The sequence below is a fragment of the Streptomyces sp. NPDC079020 genome (assembly GCF_044542225.1).
Classification (GTDB): Bacteria; Actinomycetota; Actinomycetes; order Streptomycetales; family Streptomycetaceae; genus Streptomyces.
The window spans coordinates 52,398-71,720 of the sequence record NZ_JBITUB010000013.1; the positions used below are offsets into that span (position 1 = coordinate 52,398).

The window sequence follows — 19,323 nt, forward strand, 5'->3', positions numbered from 1 at the left end:
CCCTCTCTCCCGGGCTGTGATGCCCTCGCGCTTGCCGTGCTCTGCACACTCTCCCTCGTCACCGTGCGTAACGGAAGGGCTGCGCTCCGGAAGTCACCGGTATGAGCTACGGAGTTATTCACAGCGTCGAAGTTGTCCACAGTTTTTCAGCAAGATCCACATGTTTTTCCGAGGTGTTGCACGTTGATTCCACCCGTGAAGTCCGCGGGTTCCGGAATCGCGCATCTCGGAACGCTCCGAGATCGCCGCGAACCGCACTGAAGGGCAGTGAGAAGGGGCGGAGATCGTGGCTGGATCCCTCGCACGAGAAGGTCTGCCGATCGCCGAAGGGCGGCGGGGCGGACCGTTGATCGTGACCGAAGATGTGGAGTTGCTCGACGATCTGCTGCGGCTGTGCGCGGCAGCAGGGGCGGAACCCGAAGTTCATCACGAGCCGCCCGGACGAAGGGGCGGCTGGGAGCAGGCCCCGATGGTCCTGGTGGGCGACGACGCGGCCGCCCGGTGCCGCGGCACAGCCCGCAGGCGAGGTGTGCTGCTGGTCGGACGGGAGCAGGACGACCCGGACGTCTGGCGGAAGGCGGTGGAGATCGGGGCCGAATACGTGTTGCGGCTGCCCGATTCCGAGAACTGGCTCGTCGACCAGATCGCCAACGCGTCCGAGGGGGTGGGCAGCCCCGCCCTCACCGTCGGGGTGATCGGCGGGCGGGGCGGCTCCGGCGCATCCACGCTGGCCTGTGCCCTCGCGGTCACCGCGGCGCGGTCCGGCCGTCGGACCCTGCTGATCGACGGTGACCCGCTCGGCGGTGGCATCGATGTGCTGCTCGGAGGTGAGCGGGCGGAGGGTATGCGATGGCCGGATTTCGTCCATTCCAAGGGGCGTCTCGGCGGTGGGGCCCTGGAGGACTCGTTACCCGCACTGCACGGGCTGCGGGTGCTCAGCTGGGGCCGGGACGATGAGGTGATCATCCCGGCGCAGGCGATGCAGGCCGTGCTCTCCGCCGCGCGCCGTCTCGGCGGGGCGGTCGTCGTGGATCTGCCCAGAAGGGTCGATGGGGGCGTCGCGGAGGCGCTGGCGCAACTGGACCTCGGCCTGCTCGTGGTCCCCGGCGAGCTGAGGGCGGTCGCGGCGGCGAAGCGGGTGGCGGCGATGGCCGGAATGGTGCTGGACGACATCCGGGTGGTGACGCGGGGGCCGTATGCGGCGGGACTGGACGGACAGTGGGTCGCGCAGGCGCTCGGCCTGCCCCTCGTGGGTGAACTTCCGCTGGAATCGGGGCTGCTGGCCGCCCAGGACGGTGGTGTGCCACCGGGCGGCAGTGCCCGCGGGCCGCTGGCGCGGTTCTGCGAGGCGTTCTGGGACCGGGCGGACGTCCGGCGCGGCAGCGGTCCGACCGTCGTCGGCACGACGACCGGCCCGGCCGGGGGAGGCCGGTCATGACGGAGGCCTTGCTCGACGCCGTACGGCAGCGGCTGGCGCGCAGCGGCGCGCCGCCCACACCTGCCGGAGTGGCGGCCGCACTGCGGGCTCAGGGACGGTTGCTGGGCGATGCGGAAGTGCTGGGCACGGCAGAGCGGTTGCGCGGCGAGCTGGTCGGAGCCGGAGTGCTGGAGCCGCTGCTGGCTGATCCGGCGGTGACCGATGTGCTGGTGTCCGCGCCGGACCGGGTGTGGGTCGACCGGGGCCGTGGGCTCGAACTGACGGAGATCGCCTTCCCGGACGCGGCGGCGGTACGGAGACTCGCGCAGAGGCTCGCTGCGATGGCCGGGCGACGGCTGGACGATGCCCGGCCGTGGGTGGACGCGCGACTGCCCGACGGGACCCGGATGCATGCGGTGCTGCCACCGGTCTCCGTCGGTTCGACCTGCCTCTCACTGCGCGTCGTGCGGCCCCGGGCCTTCTCCCTGGCGGAGCTGGTCGCGGCGGGGACGGTGCCGCCGGGCGGCGACAGAATTCTCCGGGCGCTGGTGGAGGCCAGGATCTCCTACCTGATCAGTGGGGGGACGGGAGCCGGGAAGACAACACTGTTGGCGAGTCTGCTCGGAGTGGTCGGCGCGCACGAACGGATCGTGCTCGCGGAGGACTCCGCGGAGCTTCGGCCGGACCATCCGCATGTGGTGCGCCTGGAGTCCCGGCCCGCCAACCAGGAGGGTGCGGGGCAGGTGAGCCTGCGGGACCTGGTGCGGCAGGCGCTGCGGATGCGCCCCGACCGGCTGGTGGTCGGGGAGGTGCGCGGAGCCGAAGTGACCGACCTGCTGGCCGCGTTGAACACGGGGCACGAAGGCGGGTGCGGCACTGTACACGCGAATGCCGCCGGGCATGTGCCGGCCCGGCTGGAGGCGTTGGGCACGGCCGCGGGCCTCGACCGGGTGGCGCTGCACAGCCAACTGGCCGCCGCACTCTCGGTGGTGGTCCATCTCGTACGGGACCGGTCGGGCCGGCGGCGGATCGCCGAGGTGCATGTCCTTGAGCGGGACGCGGCGGGGCTGGTGGTGACCGTGCCCGCCCTGCGCTGGGGTGCCGACGGCTTCGTGCGGGACCGGGGCTGGGAGCGGCTGGCGTCTCTGACCGGCGGTGCCTCATGACGGGAGCGGCTTCGGCGTACGCGGCGCAGGCGATGGCGGTCTGTGCGGGTTCGGCGGTCTGGCTGGCAGCGGTGCGGGACCCGGGTGCCCGGCGGGCGAGGGCGCTGTTCATGGGTGAGGCGGCGACGCCCCGTTGGTCGCGTGAGGGCCTCGGCGCCGTGCGGGCGTTTGTCCTGGGACGGCGGGAGTGGTGGTCCGTGCCGGTGGCGGTCGTGCTCGCCGTGCTGGGGGAATCGGTGGTGCCGCTGTTGGCGGGTGCGGTGGCGGTGCCGCTGGTACGGAGGTGGCTGAGGGGGCGCTCCGGGCGGCGGGAGCGGGAGCGGTCGGCGGAGGCGGTGGCCGTGCTGTGCGGTGCGGTGGTGGGGGAGCTGCGCGCCGGACAGGAGCCGGGCCAGGCGTTGCTGGCCGCCGTGCGGGACACGGCGGGGTCGGGCGGGGCGATGGGCGGGGCGGAGGCCGCGGTCCTGGCGGCTGCGCGGTTCGGCGGAGACGTGGCGGGTGCGTTGCGGCAGGCGGCGGACGGGCCGGGTCTGGGCGGGCTCGCCGGAATGGCGGCGTGCTGGCGGGTGGCGGTGGACGGCGGGGCCGGTCTCGCCGCCGGTCTGGACCGCCTTGAGGGGGCGCTGCGGGCCGAGCGGCGCAGACGGGAGGAGTTGCGGGCCCAGTTGGCGGGCGCCTGGTCGACGGTCGTGGTGCTGGCGCTGCTGCCGGTCGCCGGCCTCGGGCTGGGCGCGGCGCTCGGGGCGGATCCCCTGGGGGTTCTGCTGCACAGCGCGGGTGGGCTGGTCTGTCTGGCGGTGGGCGGAGCCCTGGAGGCGGCCGGGCTGTTCTGGGCGAACCGGATCGTACGGGGAGGGGAGGCGGCATGAACGTGGCGGCCGGAGAGATGCCGCGCAACCTGGGGCTGTGGGGAGCACTGGCGGCCGCGGTCGCGCATCTGGTCCTGGCCTGGGCCGGGTGGCGACGGGAACGGACGGTGCGGGGACGGGGAACGGTGCTGCTGGCGGCCGGGTCCGCCGGGCGGGCGCGCCGGCGGAGCGGACGGAAGGGGGTCAGGGGCGACGGCAGCCGGCTGAAGCGGTGGGCGGCGCCGGTCGGGGCCTTCGCGGCCGGGTGGATTCTGGCCGGCGGGCTCATCGGGTGCGCGGTCGGCTCGGTCGCGGCATACGGCATGTGGCGTCGGCAGAAGGCCCGTTGGGCACGCCGGCCGGATGTGACGGATGAAGAGAAGGAGCGGACGGCTCTGCAACTTCCGCTCGCGGCAGATCTGTTGGCGGCCTGTATCGCGGCGGGCGCGGGTCCGCGGGAGGCGGCGGAGGCGGTGGGGGAGTCCCTGGGCGGCCCGGTCGGCGACCGTCTGATCCGCACGGCGGTGGAGATCCGGCTGGGTGGTGAACCGTCACTGGCCTGGGGTCGGTTCGGGGAGATACCGGGTGCCGGGCCGCTTGCCCGCTGTCTGTACCGGGCCGGGGCGACCGGGGCTCCGGCGGCGGAACCGGTCGCCAGGCTGGCCGAGGCGATGCGTGCCGAGAGAGCCGGTGCGGCCGTGGCGAGGGCCCAACGGGCGGGTGTGCTGATCACCGCCCCGGTCGGACTCTGCTTCCTTCCCGCCTTTCTGGCGGTCGGGGTGGCGCCGGTGGTGATCGGACTGGCGACCGGGCTGATGGGCGCCGGCTGAGCCGTCCCAGGTGCTCCTTCCCGTGATCAGGAAGGAGCGGAAAGCGTGAACTTTTCCTCTCTTCGCGGGTGTTGCGTTCGGGCGCCCGCTCCACAGCGATATCGACCGGGGGTCGAAATGGGCAATAAAGTCAAGGAATGGGCCTGGACCGCACTGTGCCGCACGCGTTCGGCGAAGTGGCCACCGGAGTGGCCCGCGGGGTGGTCGGCAAGGTGGTCGGACAGGCTCGGCCGGTCCGACCGGGGGATGACGACGTCCGAGTACGCGGTGGGGACCATCGCGGCCTGTGCCTTCGCGGCGGTGCTTTACAAGGTGGTCAACAGTGGGCCGGTGCTGTCGGCGATGCAGTCGTTGATCAAGGACGCGCTCGATGCGAAGTTCTGAGGCCGGGCCGGCCGGACAGTGCGGCGGGCGGGGACGTCCGCCGCACCGGGACCGGGGTGCGGTGACAGCGGAGGCGGCCGTGGCCATTCCGGTGCTGGTGGCGTTCGCCATGGCGCTGGTCTGGGCGTTGGCGGCGTCGTCCGCGCAGATCCGGTGCGTGGACGCGGCGCGGGCGGGGGCGCGGGCCGCGGCCCGTTCGGAGCCGGAGGCGGCGGTGCTGGCGGCCGCCCGTGACACGGCGCCCGACGGGGCCCGGGTCGGGGTGGAGAGGGCCGGGGAGTTGTGGCGGGTACGGGTGGAGGCGCCGACTCCCGGGCCGGGTGCGCTGGCCCTGACCCTGACCGCCGAGGCGGCGGCGCTGGCCGAGGACACGGTGGGGGGCGCGCCGTGACGGGGCCGGGGGAGTGGCGCGCCGGTCGGAGGGAGGGGCGAAGGCGGAGATGCCGAAAGGGGGAGGGATACGGGGACCGGGGGGTTGCGACGGTGTGGGTGGCGGTCTGCATGGTCACCCTGTGCTCGGTGTTCGCGGTGGTGCTCGCCCTGGGGCAGGCCGTCGCCGCTCGGCACAGGGCGGGGGGAGCGGCGGACCTGGCGGCTCTCGCGGCGGCCGATCACGCACTCCGGGGGACCGCTGCGGCGTGCGGAACCGCGCGCCGGGTGGCCGGGGCGCAAGACACGGAGGTGGTCCGGTGCGCGGTGCGGGGGGAGATCGCGGATGTGACGGTGCGGGCGGGGTTCGGCCCGTACCGACCCGCGGTCAGGTCCCGCGCGGGCCCTGCTGGGCCGATGGGAGAGTCTGCGGGGACCGGGGGCGCTCCTGTGGGGCCTGTGGGGCTCACTCCGGGGCCGGTGGGAGCCCTTGTGGGGTTTATGGGGCTGGGAGGGCTCCACGCGCGCCGGGGCGGCGGTCAGGGAGCCGCCTGTCGCCCCTCAGGCGCCTCCGTAGCTGCCGGTCCGACCCAGTGGCCCCCTATGGGTCGGAAACGGCTGAGAGGGCGTCCTGTGGCTTCCAGCGGACTCCGTGGCTTCTGTGCAGGCTGTGCCGACCGGCCGGGCCGGCTGGTTGCGTCAGCGGGCTGGGCCACTCGGCGGTGGCGGCGGGCTCGTCCGGGGACGCGTGGACATGGTCCTGAAGCGCGCCCGCATCTCCGCCCCCATCTCCGCCCCCCATCTCCGCCCCCACCTCCGCCCTCCATCTCCGAGCCCACCTCCGCCCTCCATCTCCGAGCCCGATCTCCGTGCCCGCCCCGCTGCTCAGCCCGCCCGCGCCTGCCTGCTCCTACGCCTGGTCCCGGTCCGTCGGTTCGCCGGTGTCCTTCGACGTTTCCGGGGCGGGTGGTGCGCATCTGAGGAGCTCGGTGAGGAGACGTACGGCGCCACGCTTGTGGAGCGGTTCGTTGCCGTTGCCGCACTTGGGGGACTGGATGCAGGAAGGGCAGCCGGCCTCGCACTCGCAGGACGCGATGGCCTGGCGGGTCGCGGTCAGCCACGTACGGGCAGTGTGAAAGGCCCGCTCGGCGAATCCGGCGCCGCCGGGGTGCCCGTCGTACACGAAGACCGTCGGCAGCAGGGTGTCCGGGTGGAGCGGGACGGAGACACCGCCGATGTCCCAGCGGTCGCAGGTGGCGAAGAGCGGCAGCATGCCGATGGACGCGTGTTCGGCGGCATGCAGGGCACCCCCGAGGATCTCCGGATTGATCCGGGCGGCGTCGAGCTGGTCCTCGGTGACCGTCCACCAGACGGCGCGGGTGCGCAGGGTGCGCGGTGGCAGGTCGAGCTTGGTCTCGCCCAGGACCTCCCCGGTGATCAGTTTGCGGCGCAGGAAGGAGACGACCTGGTTGGTGACCTCCACGGAGCCGAAGCAGAGCCGCCCGTCCCCCCAGGGAATCTCGGTGTCGGTCTCCAGAACGGCGATGGCGGTGGTGTCGCGGGCGGTGGTGGAGTACGGCGGACCGGCTTCTTCGACGAGTGCGACGGAGTCCTCCAGGTCCAGTTTCCGGACCAGGTAGGTGCGGCCCTGGTGGAGGTGGACGGCGCCTTCGTGGACGGCGGTGTGCGCGGCCGACGCGTCGACGGTGCCCAGGAGACGGCCGGTGCCCTCCTCGACGATCTGGACGGGCCGGCCGCCCTCGCCCCGGATGTCGGTGAGGTCGGCGGCCCGCTCGCGGCGGGTCCAGTGCCAGCCCGATGTCCGTCTGCGGAGCAGCTTCGCGGCCTCCAGCTGCGGCAGCAGATCGGGAACGGCGGGCCCGAAGAGCGCGATGTCGGGTTCGGTGAGGGGGAGCTCGGCCGCCGCGGCACACAGGTGGGGGGCGAGGACGTACGGGTTGTCGGGGTCCAGGACGGTCGACTCCACGGGCTGCTGGAACAGGGCTTCGGGGTGGTGGACCAGGAAGGTGTCCAGCGGGTCGTCCCGGGCGACCAGGACGGCCAGGGCGCCCTGGCCGGAGCGTCCGGCGCGGCCCGCCTGCTGCCAGAGGGAGGCCCGGGTGCCCGGGTATCCGGCGATGACGACGGCGTCGAGGCCGGAGACGTCGATACCGAGTTCGAGGGCGGTGGTGGCGGCCAGGCCGAGCAGTTCGCCGGAGTGCAGGGCGCGCTCCAGGGCACGGCGTTCCTCGGGGAGGTAGCCGCCCCGGTAGGCGGCGACCCGTTTCGGCAGGGAGCTGTCCACCTCGGCCAGGCGTTCCTTGGCGATCACCGAGATGAGCTCGGCGCCGCGCCGGGAGCGTACGAAGGCGACCGAGCGGACGCCCTGAAGGGTCAGGTCGGTGAGGAGGTCGGCCGTCTCGGCGGTGGCGGTGCGGCGCACGGGAGCGCCCTTCTCGCCGTGCAGATCGGTCAGTGGAGGTTCCCAGAGGGCGAAGACCAGTTCGCCGCGCGGCGAGGCGTCGTCGGAGACCTCCTTGACCGGCAGGCCGGTGAGCCGTCCGGCGGCGACCGAGGGCTCCGCCGCGGTGGCGGAGGCGAGGAGGAAGACCGGGTCCGCGCCGTAGCGGGCGCACAGGCGCCGCAGGCGGCGCAGGACCTGGGCGACATGGGAGCCGAAGACTCCGCGGTAGGTGTGGCACTCGTCGATGACGACGAAGCGCAGGGCGCGCAGGAAGGAGGACCAGCGCGGGTGGGACGGGAGGATTCCGCGGTGCAGCATGTCCGGGTTGGTCAGGACGTAGTTGGCGTACTGGCGTACCCACTCGCGTTCCTCGACGGGGGTGTCCCCGTCGTAGACAGCGGGCCTGATCGCGTTGCCGAGCGGCGCCGCGAGTGCCTTCACCGAGCGGCGCTGGTCGGCGGCGAGGGCCTTGGTGGGGGCGAGGTAGAGGCCGGTCGCGCCCCGGCCGTTCGGCGCCTCGGAGCCGTCGAGCAGGGTGCTCAGGACCGGAGCCAGGTAGGCGAGCGACTTGCCGGAGGCCGTGCCGGTGGCGATCACGACGGATTCGCCGTCCAGGGCGTGCTCGGCGGCGGCGGCCTGATGTGCCCACGGATGGTCGATTCCGGCTTTCTGAATCGCCGCGATCACTTCTGGCCGGATGCGATCCGGCCAGATGGCATGGGTTCCCGTACGCGGGGGCAAGTGCTCCGTATGAGTGATGCGCGCGGCCCGGCCCGCCCCTGCGGCGAGCCGGTCGAGGATCATGGCGGGAGGGGGGCGGTGGTCCCCGCTCTCGGGTGGTTGACTGGGGCGGTGATTCCTGGCCATCGGCACCGAGTGTGTCACTGGCGTGACGGACAATGGTCCCAAGGCGTCGTGCATGGCTGCTGGTAAGTGATTGAATGCCATCGCGGCTGGCGATCCGTCCCCTGGCTCCGTCGGGGAGACCGAGGGGCGACCGCTCGATAGCAAGGTGCTGGAGGATCCGTGGACCTGTCCCTGTCGACTCGCAATGTGTCCGGGCCTGGTGGCGACCGTACGGTCGTCGAGGTCGGTGGCGAGATTGATGTGTATACCGCGCCCAAGCTGCGCGAGCAGTTGGTCGAGTTGGTGAATGACGGCAGCTACCACCTGGTTGTCGACATGGAAGGTGTCGACTTCCTCGACTCCACCGGCCTCGGCGTGCTCGTGGGTGGCTTGAAGCGTGTCCGGGCCCATGAGGGCTCGCTGCGCCTGGTCTGCAACCAGGAGCGCATTCTCAAGATCTTCCGGATCACAGGTCTGACCAAGGTGTTCCCGATTCACACCACGGTCGACGAGGCTGTCGCGGCCACCGACTGACGTCGGCGCAGGCCGGCCCTTGGCCGGCAGGCAGGCAGTGGACAGACCGGCAGCGGCAGCAGGCAGGCCGTGGCGGGGCAGGCGGTCGGCCTTTGGCCGGCTGTCGGCTTTGTCGGCTTCCGGAGGAGGAGAGCAGGGGTACCGGGCGGCACGCCCGGACCCCTGAGACGCACGCCCGAACGTTCGAGGGGGATCACATGGCCACCGTTGAACTCCGCTTCAGCGCTCAGCCTGAACATGTCAGGACGGCTCGCCTTGTGGCAGCTGCCGTGGCGCGCCGGGCCGGAGTGGACGAGGCGGTGCTCGACGAGGTCAGACTCGCCGTCGGCGAGGCGTGCAGCCGCGCCGTCGGGCTGCATCGCAGCCATGGCATCACCGCTCCGGTCAGCGTCGTGCTGACGGACGAGGACAAGACGTTCTCGATCGAGGTCGGTGACGAGGTTCCCGGTCCGGGGAGCGCCGCCGCCGGGGCGGGAGGACGTGGTGCCGCCCGCGAGGTGGGCCTCGACGACCCCGAAACCGAGGGTGAGGGCGAGGACGAAATGGGACTCGCGGTCATCAGCGGGCTGGTCGACGACGTGGAAGTCCGGTCGGGTGCGGACGGCGGAGTGATCCGGATGAGCTGGCCGACCGCCCACGCGACGGCGCTTTCCTGAGCTTCCGACTTCCCGAGCTTCCGACTTCCCGAGCTTCCGAATTTTCTGAGCTTCCGGGCTTCCTGGACTTCCCGAGCTTCCGGGACGCGGCCTGGGGCCAACCTGGGCGTGGCCTGGCGCGTACATGTCCTAGGGTCGTAGGCGTACCGTGCCGTGGGCGCTGACCGATGCCGCGTACCGATGCCCCGTACCGGTGTCCGGCTGGTCCGGATGTCCGGATGCCCGGATGTCCGGCTCCCCCGGTGTCCGGCCGGTTCAGCGCCCGGTCTTTTCCGGCACCCTGCTGTTCGCCCGGGGTGCCTCTCCGTGGTCGTACGCGTTCTCGATGTTTCGATTTTCGGGGCCCTGCTGAGCAGGGCCCTTTTCCTTTGTGTGCGAACACTGATCTCCGGGCAATGCGCCTGCCCCATTACTGCATTCGGGAAGATGTGATGGCCTGATCTTTTGGCGTTGGGGGGGAGAGAAGTCAATTCCGTTCCCCGCCCACTGTTTTGATCAGGTTTCGCTCCCTACAATCCGTCCACGTCTTGAGCGCTGAGCGTCAAGGAGGACGTATGGCGGAGTTCTTCACCACACCAATGGCAGCACCGACGCAAGAATCCGCACTTTCCGACCGTCCGGCCGCACTCGCGGCGGCGGTACTCACCGACGAGAACCGGCTGATCGTCATCGTCACCGCGGTCGTCGCCGTCGCCGCACTGGTCGTCGCCCGGCTGCTGGTACGCCAGGTGCTGGCGGCCGGTGAGGGCACCGAGCGGATGAAGGAGATCGCGGCGGCCGTACAGGAAGGCGCCAACGCCTATCTGGCCAGGCAACTGCGTACGGTCGGCATCTTTGCCGTCGTTGTGTTCTTCCTGCTTCTGTTGCTGCCCGCCGACAACTGGTCGCAACGCGCCGGGCGCTCGCTGTTCTTCCTCGTGGGTGCGCTTTTCTCGGCGGCCACCGGATACATCGGGATGCGACTCGCGGTGCGCAGTAATGTGCGCGTGGCCGCTGCTGCGCGTGAGGCGACTCCGGCAGAAGGCGAACCGGAGAAAGATCTCACCACGGTTTCGCACAAAGCGATGAAGATCGCTTTTCGTACCGGTGGTGTGGTCGGAATGATCACGGTGGGTCTCGGGCTGCTCGGTGCCTCCTGCGTGGTCCTCGTCTATGCCGCCGACGCGCCCAAGGTGCTGGAGGGATTCGGCCTCGGGGCCGCGCTCATCGCCATGTTCATGAGGGTCGGCGGCGGCATCTTCACGAAAGCCGCCGATGTGGGCGCCGACCTCGTCGGCAAGGTGGAGCAGGGCATCCCGGAGGACGACCCGCGCAACGCCGCCACCATCGCCGACAACGTGGGCGACAACGTCGGTGACTGCGCCGGCATGGCCGCCGACCTCTTCGAGTCGTACGCCGTGACGCTGGTGGCCGCGCTCATCCTCGGCAAGGCCGCCTTCGGGGACTCCGGGCTGGCCTTTCCGCTGATCGTTCCGGCGATCGGCGTGGTCACCGCGATGATCGGGATCTTCGCGGTCGCTCCGCGGCGCACCGACCGCAGCGGGATGACCGCGATCAACCGGGGCTTCTTCATCTCCGCGCTGATCTCCCTCGTCCTGGTGGCGGTCGCGGTGTTCGTGTACCTCCCGTCCTCGTACGCCGGACTGGACGGCGTCACCGATGCCGCCATCACCTCGCACGGCGGCGATCCGCGGATCTTCGCCCTGGTCGCCGTCGCCATCGGTATCGTCCTGGCCGCGCTGATCCAGCAGCTCACCGGCTACTTCACCGAAACCAACCGCCGCCCCGTCCAGGACATCGGGAAGTCCTCGCTGACGGGCCCGGCGACGGTGGTGCTCGCGGGCATCTCCATCGGCCTGGAGTCGGCCGTGTACACCGCGCTGCTGATCGGCCTCGGCGTCTACGGGGCGTTCCTGCTCGGCGGGACGTCGATCATGCTGGCGCTCTTCGCGGTGGCCCTCGCGGGGACCGGGCTGCTGACCACCGTGGGGGTGATCGTGGCCATGGACACCTTCGGCCCGGTCTCCGACAACGCGCAGGGCATCGCGGAGATGTCCGGCGATGTCACCGGCGCCGGTGCCCAGGTCCTGACCGATCTGGACGCCGTCGGCAACACCACCAAGGCCATCACCAAGGGCATCGCCATCGCCACCGCCGTACTGGCGGCGGCGGCGCTCTTCGGCTCGTACCGCGACGCCATCGCCACGGCGGTCGACGACGTGGGGGCCGGGGCCGGGGAGCTGGGGCTGAGCCTCGACATCTCGCAGCCCAACAACCTCGTCGGCCTCATCCTCGGTGCGGCCGTCGTGTTCCTCTTCTCCGGGCTCGCCATCAACGCGGTCTCCCGGTCCGCCGGGGCCGTGGTCTACGAGGTGCGGCGGCAGTTCCGCGAGCATCCCGGGATCATGGACTACACGGAGAAGCCGGAGTACGGGCGCGTCGTCGACATCTGCACCAAGGACGCCCTGCGTGAGCTGGCCACTCCCGGGCTGCTCGCCGTCCTGGCACCGATCGCGGTCGGCTTCACCCTCGGAGTCGGCGCGCTCGGCTCCTATCTCGCCGGTGCCATCGCCACGGGCACCCTGATGGCGGTCTTCCTGGCCAACTCCGGTGGAGCGTGGGACAACGCCAAGAAGCTCGTCGAGGACGGGCATCACGGCGGCAAGGGCAGTGACGCCCACGCGGCCACGGTCATCGGCGACACGGTCGGCGATCCGTTCAAGGACACGGCAGGCCCGGCGATCAACCCGCTGCTCAAGGTGATGAACCTCGTGGCGCTGCTCATCGCCCCCGCGGTGGTGCAGTTCAGCTATGGGCAGGACGCGAGTGCCGGGGTACGGGCCGTGGTCGCGGCCTTCGCCGTCCTGGTCATCGTCGGCGCCGTCTACGTCTCCAAACGGCGCGGGATCGCCGTGGGTGACGACGACGGATCCGGGGGAGAGGGCGACCGGCCGGACAAGTCGCCGGAACCCACGGTGGCTTCGTGAACGGGCGGGACGGGCCCCGGGAGGAGCCTGACCCGGTCCTTGCCTGATCGAGAGGCGGGCGGACGGCACATCGCGATGTGCGGTCCGCCCTGCTGCGGTGCCGGGCGGTCCGCCTGCCGCGCCGCGGTGTTCGGGTCCCGCTGCGGCGCCTGACGCTCCGTCCCCGCCCTGGCGTCTGACGCTCCGTCCGGCCGCGTTGCCCGATGCTCAGGCCGCGTTACCCGACGCTCCGGCCACGTTGCCCGACGCCCCAACCGCCTTGCCCGGCGCCCCTGCCGCGTCACCGGCATCCGTCCGCACACCGGGTCTGATGTTCCGTCCGGAGGGTGATCGACCGGGACGGACAGGGTCGCCCGATCGGATGGGGATGCGCACGAGTGCCCGAGCACGTAGGTGAGTTGTATCTCCCTCATTTCCCTTGGTGCAAATGGCTTCAAATGCACGTACATCGGATGCCCGGCACCCGGATGTCGCCCACTTGGCGTGTAAGTTCCGGGGCCGAGAGCCTTGGAAGGGACCAATCCGGTGAACAAGAAGCTTGCTGCCGCACTGTCCGGCGGTGCGGTACTCGTACTGACGCTGTCGGGCTGCAGCGACGACAGCGATGACAAGGTGAACGACTGGGCCAAGACGGTCTGCGACCAGGTGCAGCCCCAGTTGCAGAAGATCGCGAACGCCAACGCGGCCATCCAGCAGCAGACCGCGGACAACAGCAAGCCCGCGGACGTCCAGAAGACCGACTCGGCCGCCTTCCAGCAGATCTCGCAGGCGTACAAGGCGCTGGGCGCGGCAGTGGAATCGGCGGGCCCGCCGCCGGTCGACGGGGGCGAGACCACGCAGAAGGAGGCCGTGAAGGAGCTCAACGCCTCCTCCGTGGCCTACGCCGGTCTGAAGACGCAGGTCGACGCCCTGGACACGAAGGACCAGGCGAAGTTCGCCGACGGCCTCAAGGGCATCGCCGACGAGCTCAACAAGATCAGCACCAGTGGCGACCAGGCGCTGAAGAAGCTCCAGTCCGGCGAGGTCGGCACCGCGATGTCGAAGCAGAAGGGCTGCCAGAAGCCGACGGCGTCGGCCCCGCCGGCCGCCGCGCCCTCGGCGTCCGCACCCGCGTCGCCCTCCGCCTCGGCGGACGACAAGTCGTAGCCGCGGCACGCGCGGCGAGGCCCGGACACCCCGTGCGGGTGGCCGGGCCGCTGCCGTTGTCAGCGGGAGCGGACACAATGGGCGGGTGAGTACGACCAGCCTTCCCTCGTCCGACCGTATCCCCAGCCTCCGCGAGGCCCTGCTCGCGGCCGCCTTCACCGCCGACGGGCTCCTCGAACTGCTCGGTGCGCCCGCCTACGCCGCGCTGGCCCGCAGCGAGACGGTTCCCGCTCTGCGGGCCACCCGGGGCGAAACGCCGCTCGACACGCTGGTGCGGCTCTTCCTTCTTCAGCACCCCGTTCCGTACGAGCGGGCCCGCGCCGCGCTCCCTGTGGAGCAGTGCGTCGAGGACGGCTGGGTGAGTCACCGGGACGGACTGGTGACGGCGCATGTCGACATCCGGCCGTACAGCGGTCCCGAGGGCCAGGACTGGTTCATCGTCTCCGATCTCGGCTGCGCGGTCGGCGGTGCGGGCGGCATCGGCTCGCGCGAGGAGGGGGTCGTCCTCGGTGTCGGAGGAGCGTCCACCACGCTCGCCGGGATCACCGTCCGCAAGCCCGTCACCTCCGCCCTCGACCTCGGCACGGGCTCCGGCATCCAGGCGCTGCACGCCGCCCAGCACGCCACGCGGGTCACCGCCACCGACCTCAATCCGCGGGCCCTGGACTTCACCCGGCTCACCCTCGCGCTGTCCGGCAGCGCCCCCGCGGATCTGCGCGAGGGCTCGCTGTTCGAGCCGGTCGGCGCCGAGACGTTCGACCTGATCGTCTCCAACCCCCCGTTCGTCATCTCGCCCGGAGCCCGTCTCACCTACCGCGACGGGGGCATGGGCGGCGACGACCTGTGCCGGACCCTGGTGCAGCAGTCCGGTGACCGGCTCAACGAGGGGGGGTACGCCCAGTTCCTGGCCAACTGGCAGCACGTGGAGGGCCAGGAGTGGCAGGACCGGCTGCGTTCCTGGGTGCCGCGCGGCTGTGACGCCTGGATCGTGCAGCGCGAGGTGCAGGACATCACGCAGTACGCGGAGCTGTGGCTGCGCGACAGCGGCGACCACCGCACGGACCCCGCCGAGTACGCCGCCCGTTACGAGGCCTGGCTGGACGAGTTCGAGGCCCTCGGGACGAAGGCCGTCGGCTTCGGCTGGATCACCCTGCGCAAGTCCGCCGAGGCGGCGTCCGGGAATCCGTCGGTCGTGGTCGAGGAATGGCCGCACGCGGTCGAGCAGCCGCTCGGACCGGTGATCGCGGACCACTTCGCCCGCCAGGACTACCTCCGGGAGCAGGACGACGCGGCCCTCCTGGCCGGGCACTTCACGCTGTCCGCCGAGGTCGTGCAGGAGCAGGTCGGGCTGCCCGGCGCGGAGGACCCCGAGCACGTGGTGCTGCGCCAGCACCGGGGGATGATGCGGGCCACGAAGGTCGACGCGGTCGCTGCGGGGTTCGCGGGCGTGTGCGACGGTTCGCTGCCTGCCGGCCGGATCCTGGACGCCATCGCCCAGCTGATGTCCGAGGACCCGGTGCTGCTGCGCGACCGCACCCCACAGGCGATCCGGCTGCTGGTCGAGGAGGGCTTCCTGGAGCCGGTGACCGCAGCCGGACGGGAGAACGGATAGCCCGGACGCCGGACGCCGGACGCCGGACGCCGGACGCCGGACGGCGTCCGGTCGGCCCGGTCCGGCGGGATCGGGCGGCCCCGGACGGCGGCCCGGGATGGCAGGCCCGGACGGGAGGCCCGGACGGGAGCGTCGGACGCGAGGGCCGGACGGGAGCGTCGGACGCGAGGGCCGGACGGCAGCGTCGGACGGGAGGCCCGGACAGCCGGCACAGGAGTGCCCCTCCCCCTCCCGCACCACCCTGCCGCCCTGTCGGCCCCGCGCCGCCCCCCCCCGCGCTCCGTTCCGGATCGGCCGGGCCCTGAACCGCGTACTCAACGACCCTTCTCATCAGCGCCTTCGTCCGCGCCGTTGACCCGCTCCGACTCGTTCCGGGGATTCCGGTCCCGCGGGCTGCGGCCTTCCGCGGCGCCGCCGGGGGAGTGCTGTTCACCCGGGGTTCGTGTCGGGGATATCCGGGCGTGGCAGCCTCCCCCTGCCGGGCGGCGACGAGCCGCGCGTGCGCGGGTCGAGGGTTCACGACGGGTCGAGGGGTACGACATGGAGAGCGTCTCAGCAGTCTTCGCCGGTGCGGCCTTCGCGCTCTTCGGCACCGCCCTCCTGGTCTGGACGGGGGCGCGTGCCATGCACCGCGCGCCGGTGGCCCATGGTGTGAGTCCGGTCGCTTCCACCACGCTTGCCACACTCTTCGGCGTGGTTTTCCTGGCCCTCGGTGTCTGGTGCTTCACCCTCGTCTGATCCTCGCTCCCGGCCGGGCCGCGCACCGGGCGGCCCCGCTCTCCACCGGCGTCGCCACCGCTCCCCGGATCCGCGGGCGACGGGCCGGGACAGCACGGGCCGGGCAGTCCGGGCGGCAGGAATGGCGGAAGTCGGGTTACCGTTCGAGTGGCCGTTGCGGGCTTTTGCCGTTTGACACGGGGGCGGGTTGTACCGTCACACTCCGCAGCGACAGCACCGCGGGCAGCGTCACGGCGCTGCCCGGATGCCCACCGAGTGTCGACCGGAGAGAAGAGCGAAGTTGTCCCCGACCAGCGAGACCGCACAGGGCGGCCGCCGACTCGTCATCGTCGAGTCGCCTGCCAAGGCGAAGACGATCAAGGGCTATCTCGGCCCCGGATACGTCGTCGAGGCGAGCGTCGGGCACATCCGCGACCTGCCGAACGGCGCCGCCGAGGTGCCGGACGAGTACACCGGTGAGGTGCGTCGTCTCGGCGTGGACGTCGAGAACGACTTCCAGCCCGTCTATGTCGTCAACGCGGACAAGAAGGCCCAGGTCAGGAAGCTCAAGCAGCTTCTGGCCGAGTCCGACGAACTCTTCCTCGCCACCGATGAGGACCGCGAGGGCGAAGCCATCGCGTGGCACCTGCAGGAAGTTCTCAAGCCCAAGGTCCCCGTCCACCGGATGGTCTTCCACGAGATCACCAAGGACGCGATCCGGGCCGCCGTCGCCAACCCGCGCGAGCTGAACCAGCGCATGGTCGACGCCCAGGAGACCCGCCGTATCCTCGACCGCCTCTACGGCTACGAGGTCTCGCCGGTCCTGTGGAAGAAGGTCATGCCGAGGCTCTCGGCGGGCCGCGTCCAGTCCGTCGCCACCCGCCTCGTCGTCGAGCGGGAGCGCGAGCGCATCGCCTTCCGCTCCGCCGAGTACTGGGACCTCACGGGCACCTTCGCCACCGGCCGGGCCGGTGACGCCTCCGATCCGTCGACCCTCACCGCCCGCCTCAGCGCGGTGGACGGCCGCCGGATCGCCCAGGGCCGCGACTTCGGTCCGGACGGGCAGCTCAAGGCCTCCTCCGGCCAGACACTGCACCTGGACGAGACGAACGCCCGCGCCCTGGCCGCCGCGCTCGCCGACTCCTCGTTCTCGGTCCGGTCCGTCGAGTCGAAGCCGTACCGCCGCTCCCCGTACGCCCCGTTCCGTACGACGACCCTCCAGCAGGAGGCGAGCCGCAAGCTGGGCTTCGGGGCCAAGGCCACCATGCAGGTCGCGCAGAAGCTGTACGAGAACGGCTTCATCACCTACATGCGTACCGACTCCACGACCCTCTCGGACACGGCGGTCTCCGCCGCCCGCGCGCAGGTCACGCAGCTGTACGGGGCGAGCTATCTGCCCGACAAGCCGCGTACGTACGCCGGCAAGGTCAAGAACGCCCAGGAGGCGCACGAGGCGATCCGCCCCTCCGGCGACCGCTTCCGTACGCCTGCCGAGACCGGGCTCAGCGGCGACCAGTTCCGGCTCTACGAGCTGATCTGGAAGCGGACCGTCGCCTCCCAGATGAAGGACGCGGTCGGCAACTCCGTCACCGTCAAGATCGGCGGCCGGGCGAGCGACGGCCGGGACGCCGAGTTCTCCGCGTCCGGCAAGACGATCACCTTCCACGGCTTCATGAAGGCGTACGTGGAAGGCGCCGACGACCCGAACGCCGAGCTCGACGACCGCGAGCGGCGCCTGCCGCAGGTCGCGGAGGGCGACGCGCTGTCCGCCGGGGAGATCTCGGTCGACGGCCACGCCACCAAGCCCCCGGCCCGCTACACCGAGGCCTCCCTGGTCAAGGAGCTCGAAGAGCGCGAGATCGGCCGCCCGTCGACGTACGCCTCGATCATCGGGACGATCCTCGACCGCGGCTACGTCTTCAAGAAGGGCACGGCACTCGTCCCGTCCTTCCTCTCCTTCGCCGTGGTCAACCTGCTGGAGAAGCACTTCGGCCGGCTCGTCGACTACGACTTCACCGCCCGTATGGAGGACGACCTCGACCGCATCGCGCGGGGCGAGGCGCAGTCCGTGCCGTGGCTCAAGCGCTTCTACTTCGGCGCGGGCTCCGGTGACGACACGGCCGGTGCCGGCGCGGCCTCCGACGCGGGCAACGGCGACGGCGACCACCTCGGCGGCCTGAAGGAACTGGTCACCGACCTCGGCGCCATCGACGCCCGGGAGATCTCCTCGTTCCCCGTCGGCAACGACATCAAGCTCCGTGTCGGCCGGTACGGCCCGTACATCGAGCGCGGCGAGAAGGACTCCGAGGGCCACCAGCGCGCCGACGTGCCCGAGGACCTGGCGCCCGACGAGCTGACCGTGGACCTCGCGGAGGAACTGCTGGCCAAGCCCAGCGGTGACTTCGAGCTCGGCGCGGATCCGGTCAGCGGGAACCAGATCATCGCCAAGGACGGGCGCTACGGCCCGTACGTCACCGAGGTGCTGCCCGAGGGCACGCCGAAGACCGGGAAGAACGCGGTGAAGCCGCGGACCGCCTCGCTCTTCAAGTCCATGTCCCTGGACACGGTGACGCTGGCCGACGCGCTCAAGCTGATGTCGCTGCCGCGCGTCGTCGGTGAGGACGCCGACGGCGTCGAGATCACCGCGCAGAACGGCCGCTACGGCCCGTATCTGAAGAAGGGCACGGACTCGCGGTCGCTGACCTCGGAGGACCAGCTCTTCGACATCACGCTCGACGAGGCCCTCGCGATCTACGCCCAGCCCAAGCAGCGCGGCCGGGCCGCGGCCAAGCCGCCGCTCAAGGAGCTGGGCACGGACCCGGTGAGCGGGGCTCCGGTCGTCGTGAAGGACGGCCGTTTCGGCGCGTATGTCACCGACGGCGAGACCAACGCGACGCTGCGGACCGACGACAGCGTCGAGGCCATCACGCCGGAGCGCGGCTACGAGCTGCTCGCCGAGAAGCGTGCCAAGGGACCCGCCAAGAAGAAGACGGCGAAGAAGGCCCCGGCGAAGAAGGCGACGGCCAAGAAGACGGCCGCCAAGACCACGGCGGCCAAGACCGCCGTGAAGAAGACCGCCGCCAAGAAGACGACGACGGCGAAGAAGGCCACCACGGCGAAGAAGACGACGGCCAAGAAGACGGCCGCCAAGAAGACCGCCTCCGCCTCCTCGTCCGCATCCTCCTCGTCCGCCTCGGCCTCGGAGGACTGAGACCCGGCGCTCCTCGCGCCGCGTACAGCGTTCCGGCACCGCCCGGCGCCTCTGAAGGTGCCGGGCGGTGCCGTGTCCGCCGAAGGCCGTCCTCCGCCGGTGTCGCGGGTCCGGGGCGGGCCGGGCCCGGGGGACG

The 19,323-nt window shown here is 71.6% G+C and carries 14 protein-coding genes and 1 pseudogene; 14 read left to right on the plus strand and 1 reads right to left on the minus strand.

From position 1 onward, the window contains the following. Positions 1-286: 286 nt before the first annotated feature. The 7 genes and pseudogenes from ssd to ACIGJO_RS25755 all read left to right on the plus strand — a co-directional run. On the plus strand, positions 287-1,438 hold the full coding sequence (gene ssd, locus ACIGJO_RS25725; protein ID WP_399961821.1) for a septum site-determining protein Ssd: 1,152 nt from the start codon (positions 287-289) through the stop codon (positions 1,436-1,438). Further along, positions 1,435-2,583: a TadA family conjugal transfer-associated ATPase gene (locus ACIGJO_RS25730; RefSeq protein ID WP_399961823.1), complete on the plus strand. Its 1,149-nt coding sequence runs from the start codon at positions 1,435-1,437 to the stop codon at positions 2,581-2,583. The genes ssd and ACIGJO_RS25730 overlap by 4 nt, the downstream gene beginning before the upstream one ends. Next, positions 2,580-3,452 (plus strand): type II secretion system F family protein, encoded by an 873-nt coding sequence (locus ACIGJO_RS25735; RefSeq protein ID WP_399961825.1) that lies wholly within the window; start codon positions 2,580-2,582, stop codon positions 3,450-3,452. Before ACIGJO_RS25730 ends, ACIGJO_RS25735 begins: the two co-directional genes overlap by 4 nt. Continuing rightward, positions 3,449-4,261, plus strand: coding sequence for a type II secretion system F family protein (locus tag ACIGJO_RS25740; protein WP_399961827.1), 813 nt, complete (start codon positions 3,449-3,451; stop codon positions 4,259-4,261). The genes ACIGJO_RS25735 and ACIGJO_RS25740 overlap by 4 nt, the downstream gene beginning before the upstream one ends. 117 nt (positions 4,262-4,378) lie before the next feature. After that, complete coding sequence (locus tag ACIGJO_RS25745; protein WP_399961829.1) at positions 4,379-4,645, plus strand: DUF4244 domain-containing protein; 267 nt, start codon at positions 4,379-4,381, stop codon at positions 4,643-4,645. Continuing rightward, a complete protein-coding gene (locus ACIGJO_RS25750; protein WP_399961831.1) occupies positions 4,632-5,036 on the plus strand; it encodes a TadE family type IV pilus minor pilin in 405 nt (134 codons plus the stop codon). Before ACIGJO_RS25745 ends, ACIGJO_RS25750 begins: the two co-directional genes overlap by 14 nt. A 110-nt stretch (positions 5,037-5,146) precedes the next feature. Further along, positions 5,147-5,428, plus strand: a pseudogene (locus tag ACIGJO_RS25755) (Rv3654c family TadE-like protein); the annotation flags it as partial. Positions 5,429-5,924: 496 nt separating this feature from the next. Here ACIGJO_RS25755 and ACIGJO_RS25760 read toward each other — a convergent pair. After that, positions 5,925-8,426 carry a DEAD/DEAH box helicase gene (locus ACIGJO_RS25760; protein ID WP_399961833.1) on the minus strand — a complete coding sequence of 834 codons (2,502 nt, stop codon included), beginning with the start codon at positions 8,424-8,426 and terminating at the stop codon, positions 5,925-5,927. Between the two features lie 78 nt (positions 8,427-8,504). On the opposite strand from ACIGJO_RS25760, the gene ACIGJO_RS25765 reads away from it, so the two are divergent. From ACIGJO_RS25765 to topA, 7 genes are all read left to right on the plus strand, one after another. Beyond that, positions 8,505-8,858, plus strand: a complete 354-nt coding sequence (locus ACIGJO_RS25765) for an STAS domain-containing protein (RefSeq protein ID WP_003967428.1) — start codon at positions 8,505-8,507, stop codon at positions 8,856-8,858. Between the two features lie 197 nt (positions 8,859-9,055). Continuing rightward, a complete protein-coding gene (locus tag ACIGJO_RS25770; RefSeq protein WP_399961835.1) occupies positions 9,056-9,514 on the plus strand; it encodes an ATP-binding protein in 459 nt (152 codons plus the stop codon). Positions 9,515-10,068: 554 nt separating this feature from the next. Further along, on the plus strand, positions 10,069-12,501 hold the full coding sequence (locus ACIGJO_RS25775; protein ID WP_399961838.1) for a sodium-translocating pyrophosphatase: 2,433 nt from the start codon (positions 10,069-10,071) through the stop codon (positions 12,499-12,501). Between the two features lie 525 nt (positions 12,502-13,026). Next, entirely contained in the window at positions 13,027-13,647 is a 621-nt protein-coding gene (locus ACIGJO_RS25780; RefSeq protein WP_399961840.1) for a small secreted protein, read from the plus strand. 85 nt (positions 13,648-13,732) lie between these two features. Further along, positions 13,733-15,259, plus strand: a complete 1,527-nt coding sequence (locus tag ACIGJO_RS25785; protein ID WP_399961842.1) for a methyltransferase — start codon at positions 13,733-13,735, stop codon at positions 15,257-15,259. A 540-nt stretch (positions 15,260-15,799) separates the two neighbouring features. Further along, positions 15,800-15,997 (plus strand): hypothetical protein, encoded by a 198-nt coding sequence (locus ACIGJO_RS25790; protein WP_399961844.1) that lies wholly within the window; start codon positions 15,800-15,802, stop codon positions 15,995-15,997. Positions 15,998-16,277: 280 nt separating this feature from the next. Next, positions 16,278-19,187: a type I DNA topoisomerase gene (gene topA / locus ACIGJO_RS25795; RefSeq protein ID WP_399961846.1), complete on the plus strand. Its 2,910-nt coding sequence runs from the start codon at positions 16,278-16,280 to the stop codon at positions 19,185-19,187. The last annotated feature ends 136 nt before the right edge of the window (positions 19,188-19,323 follow it).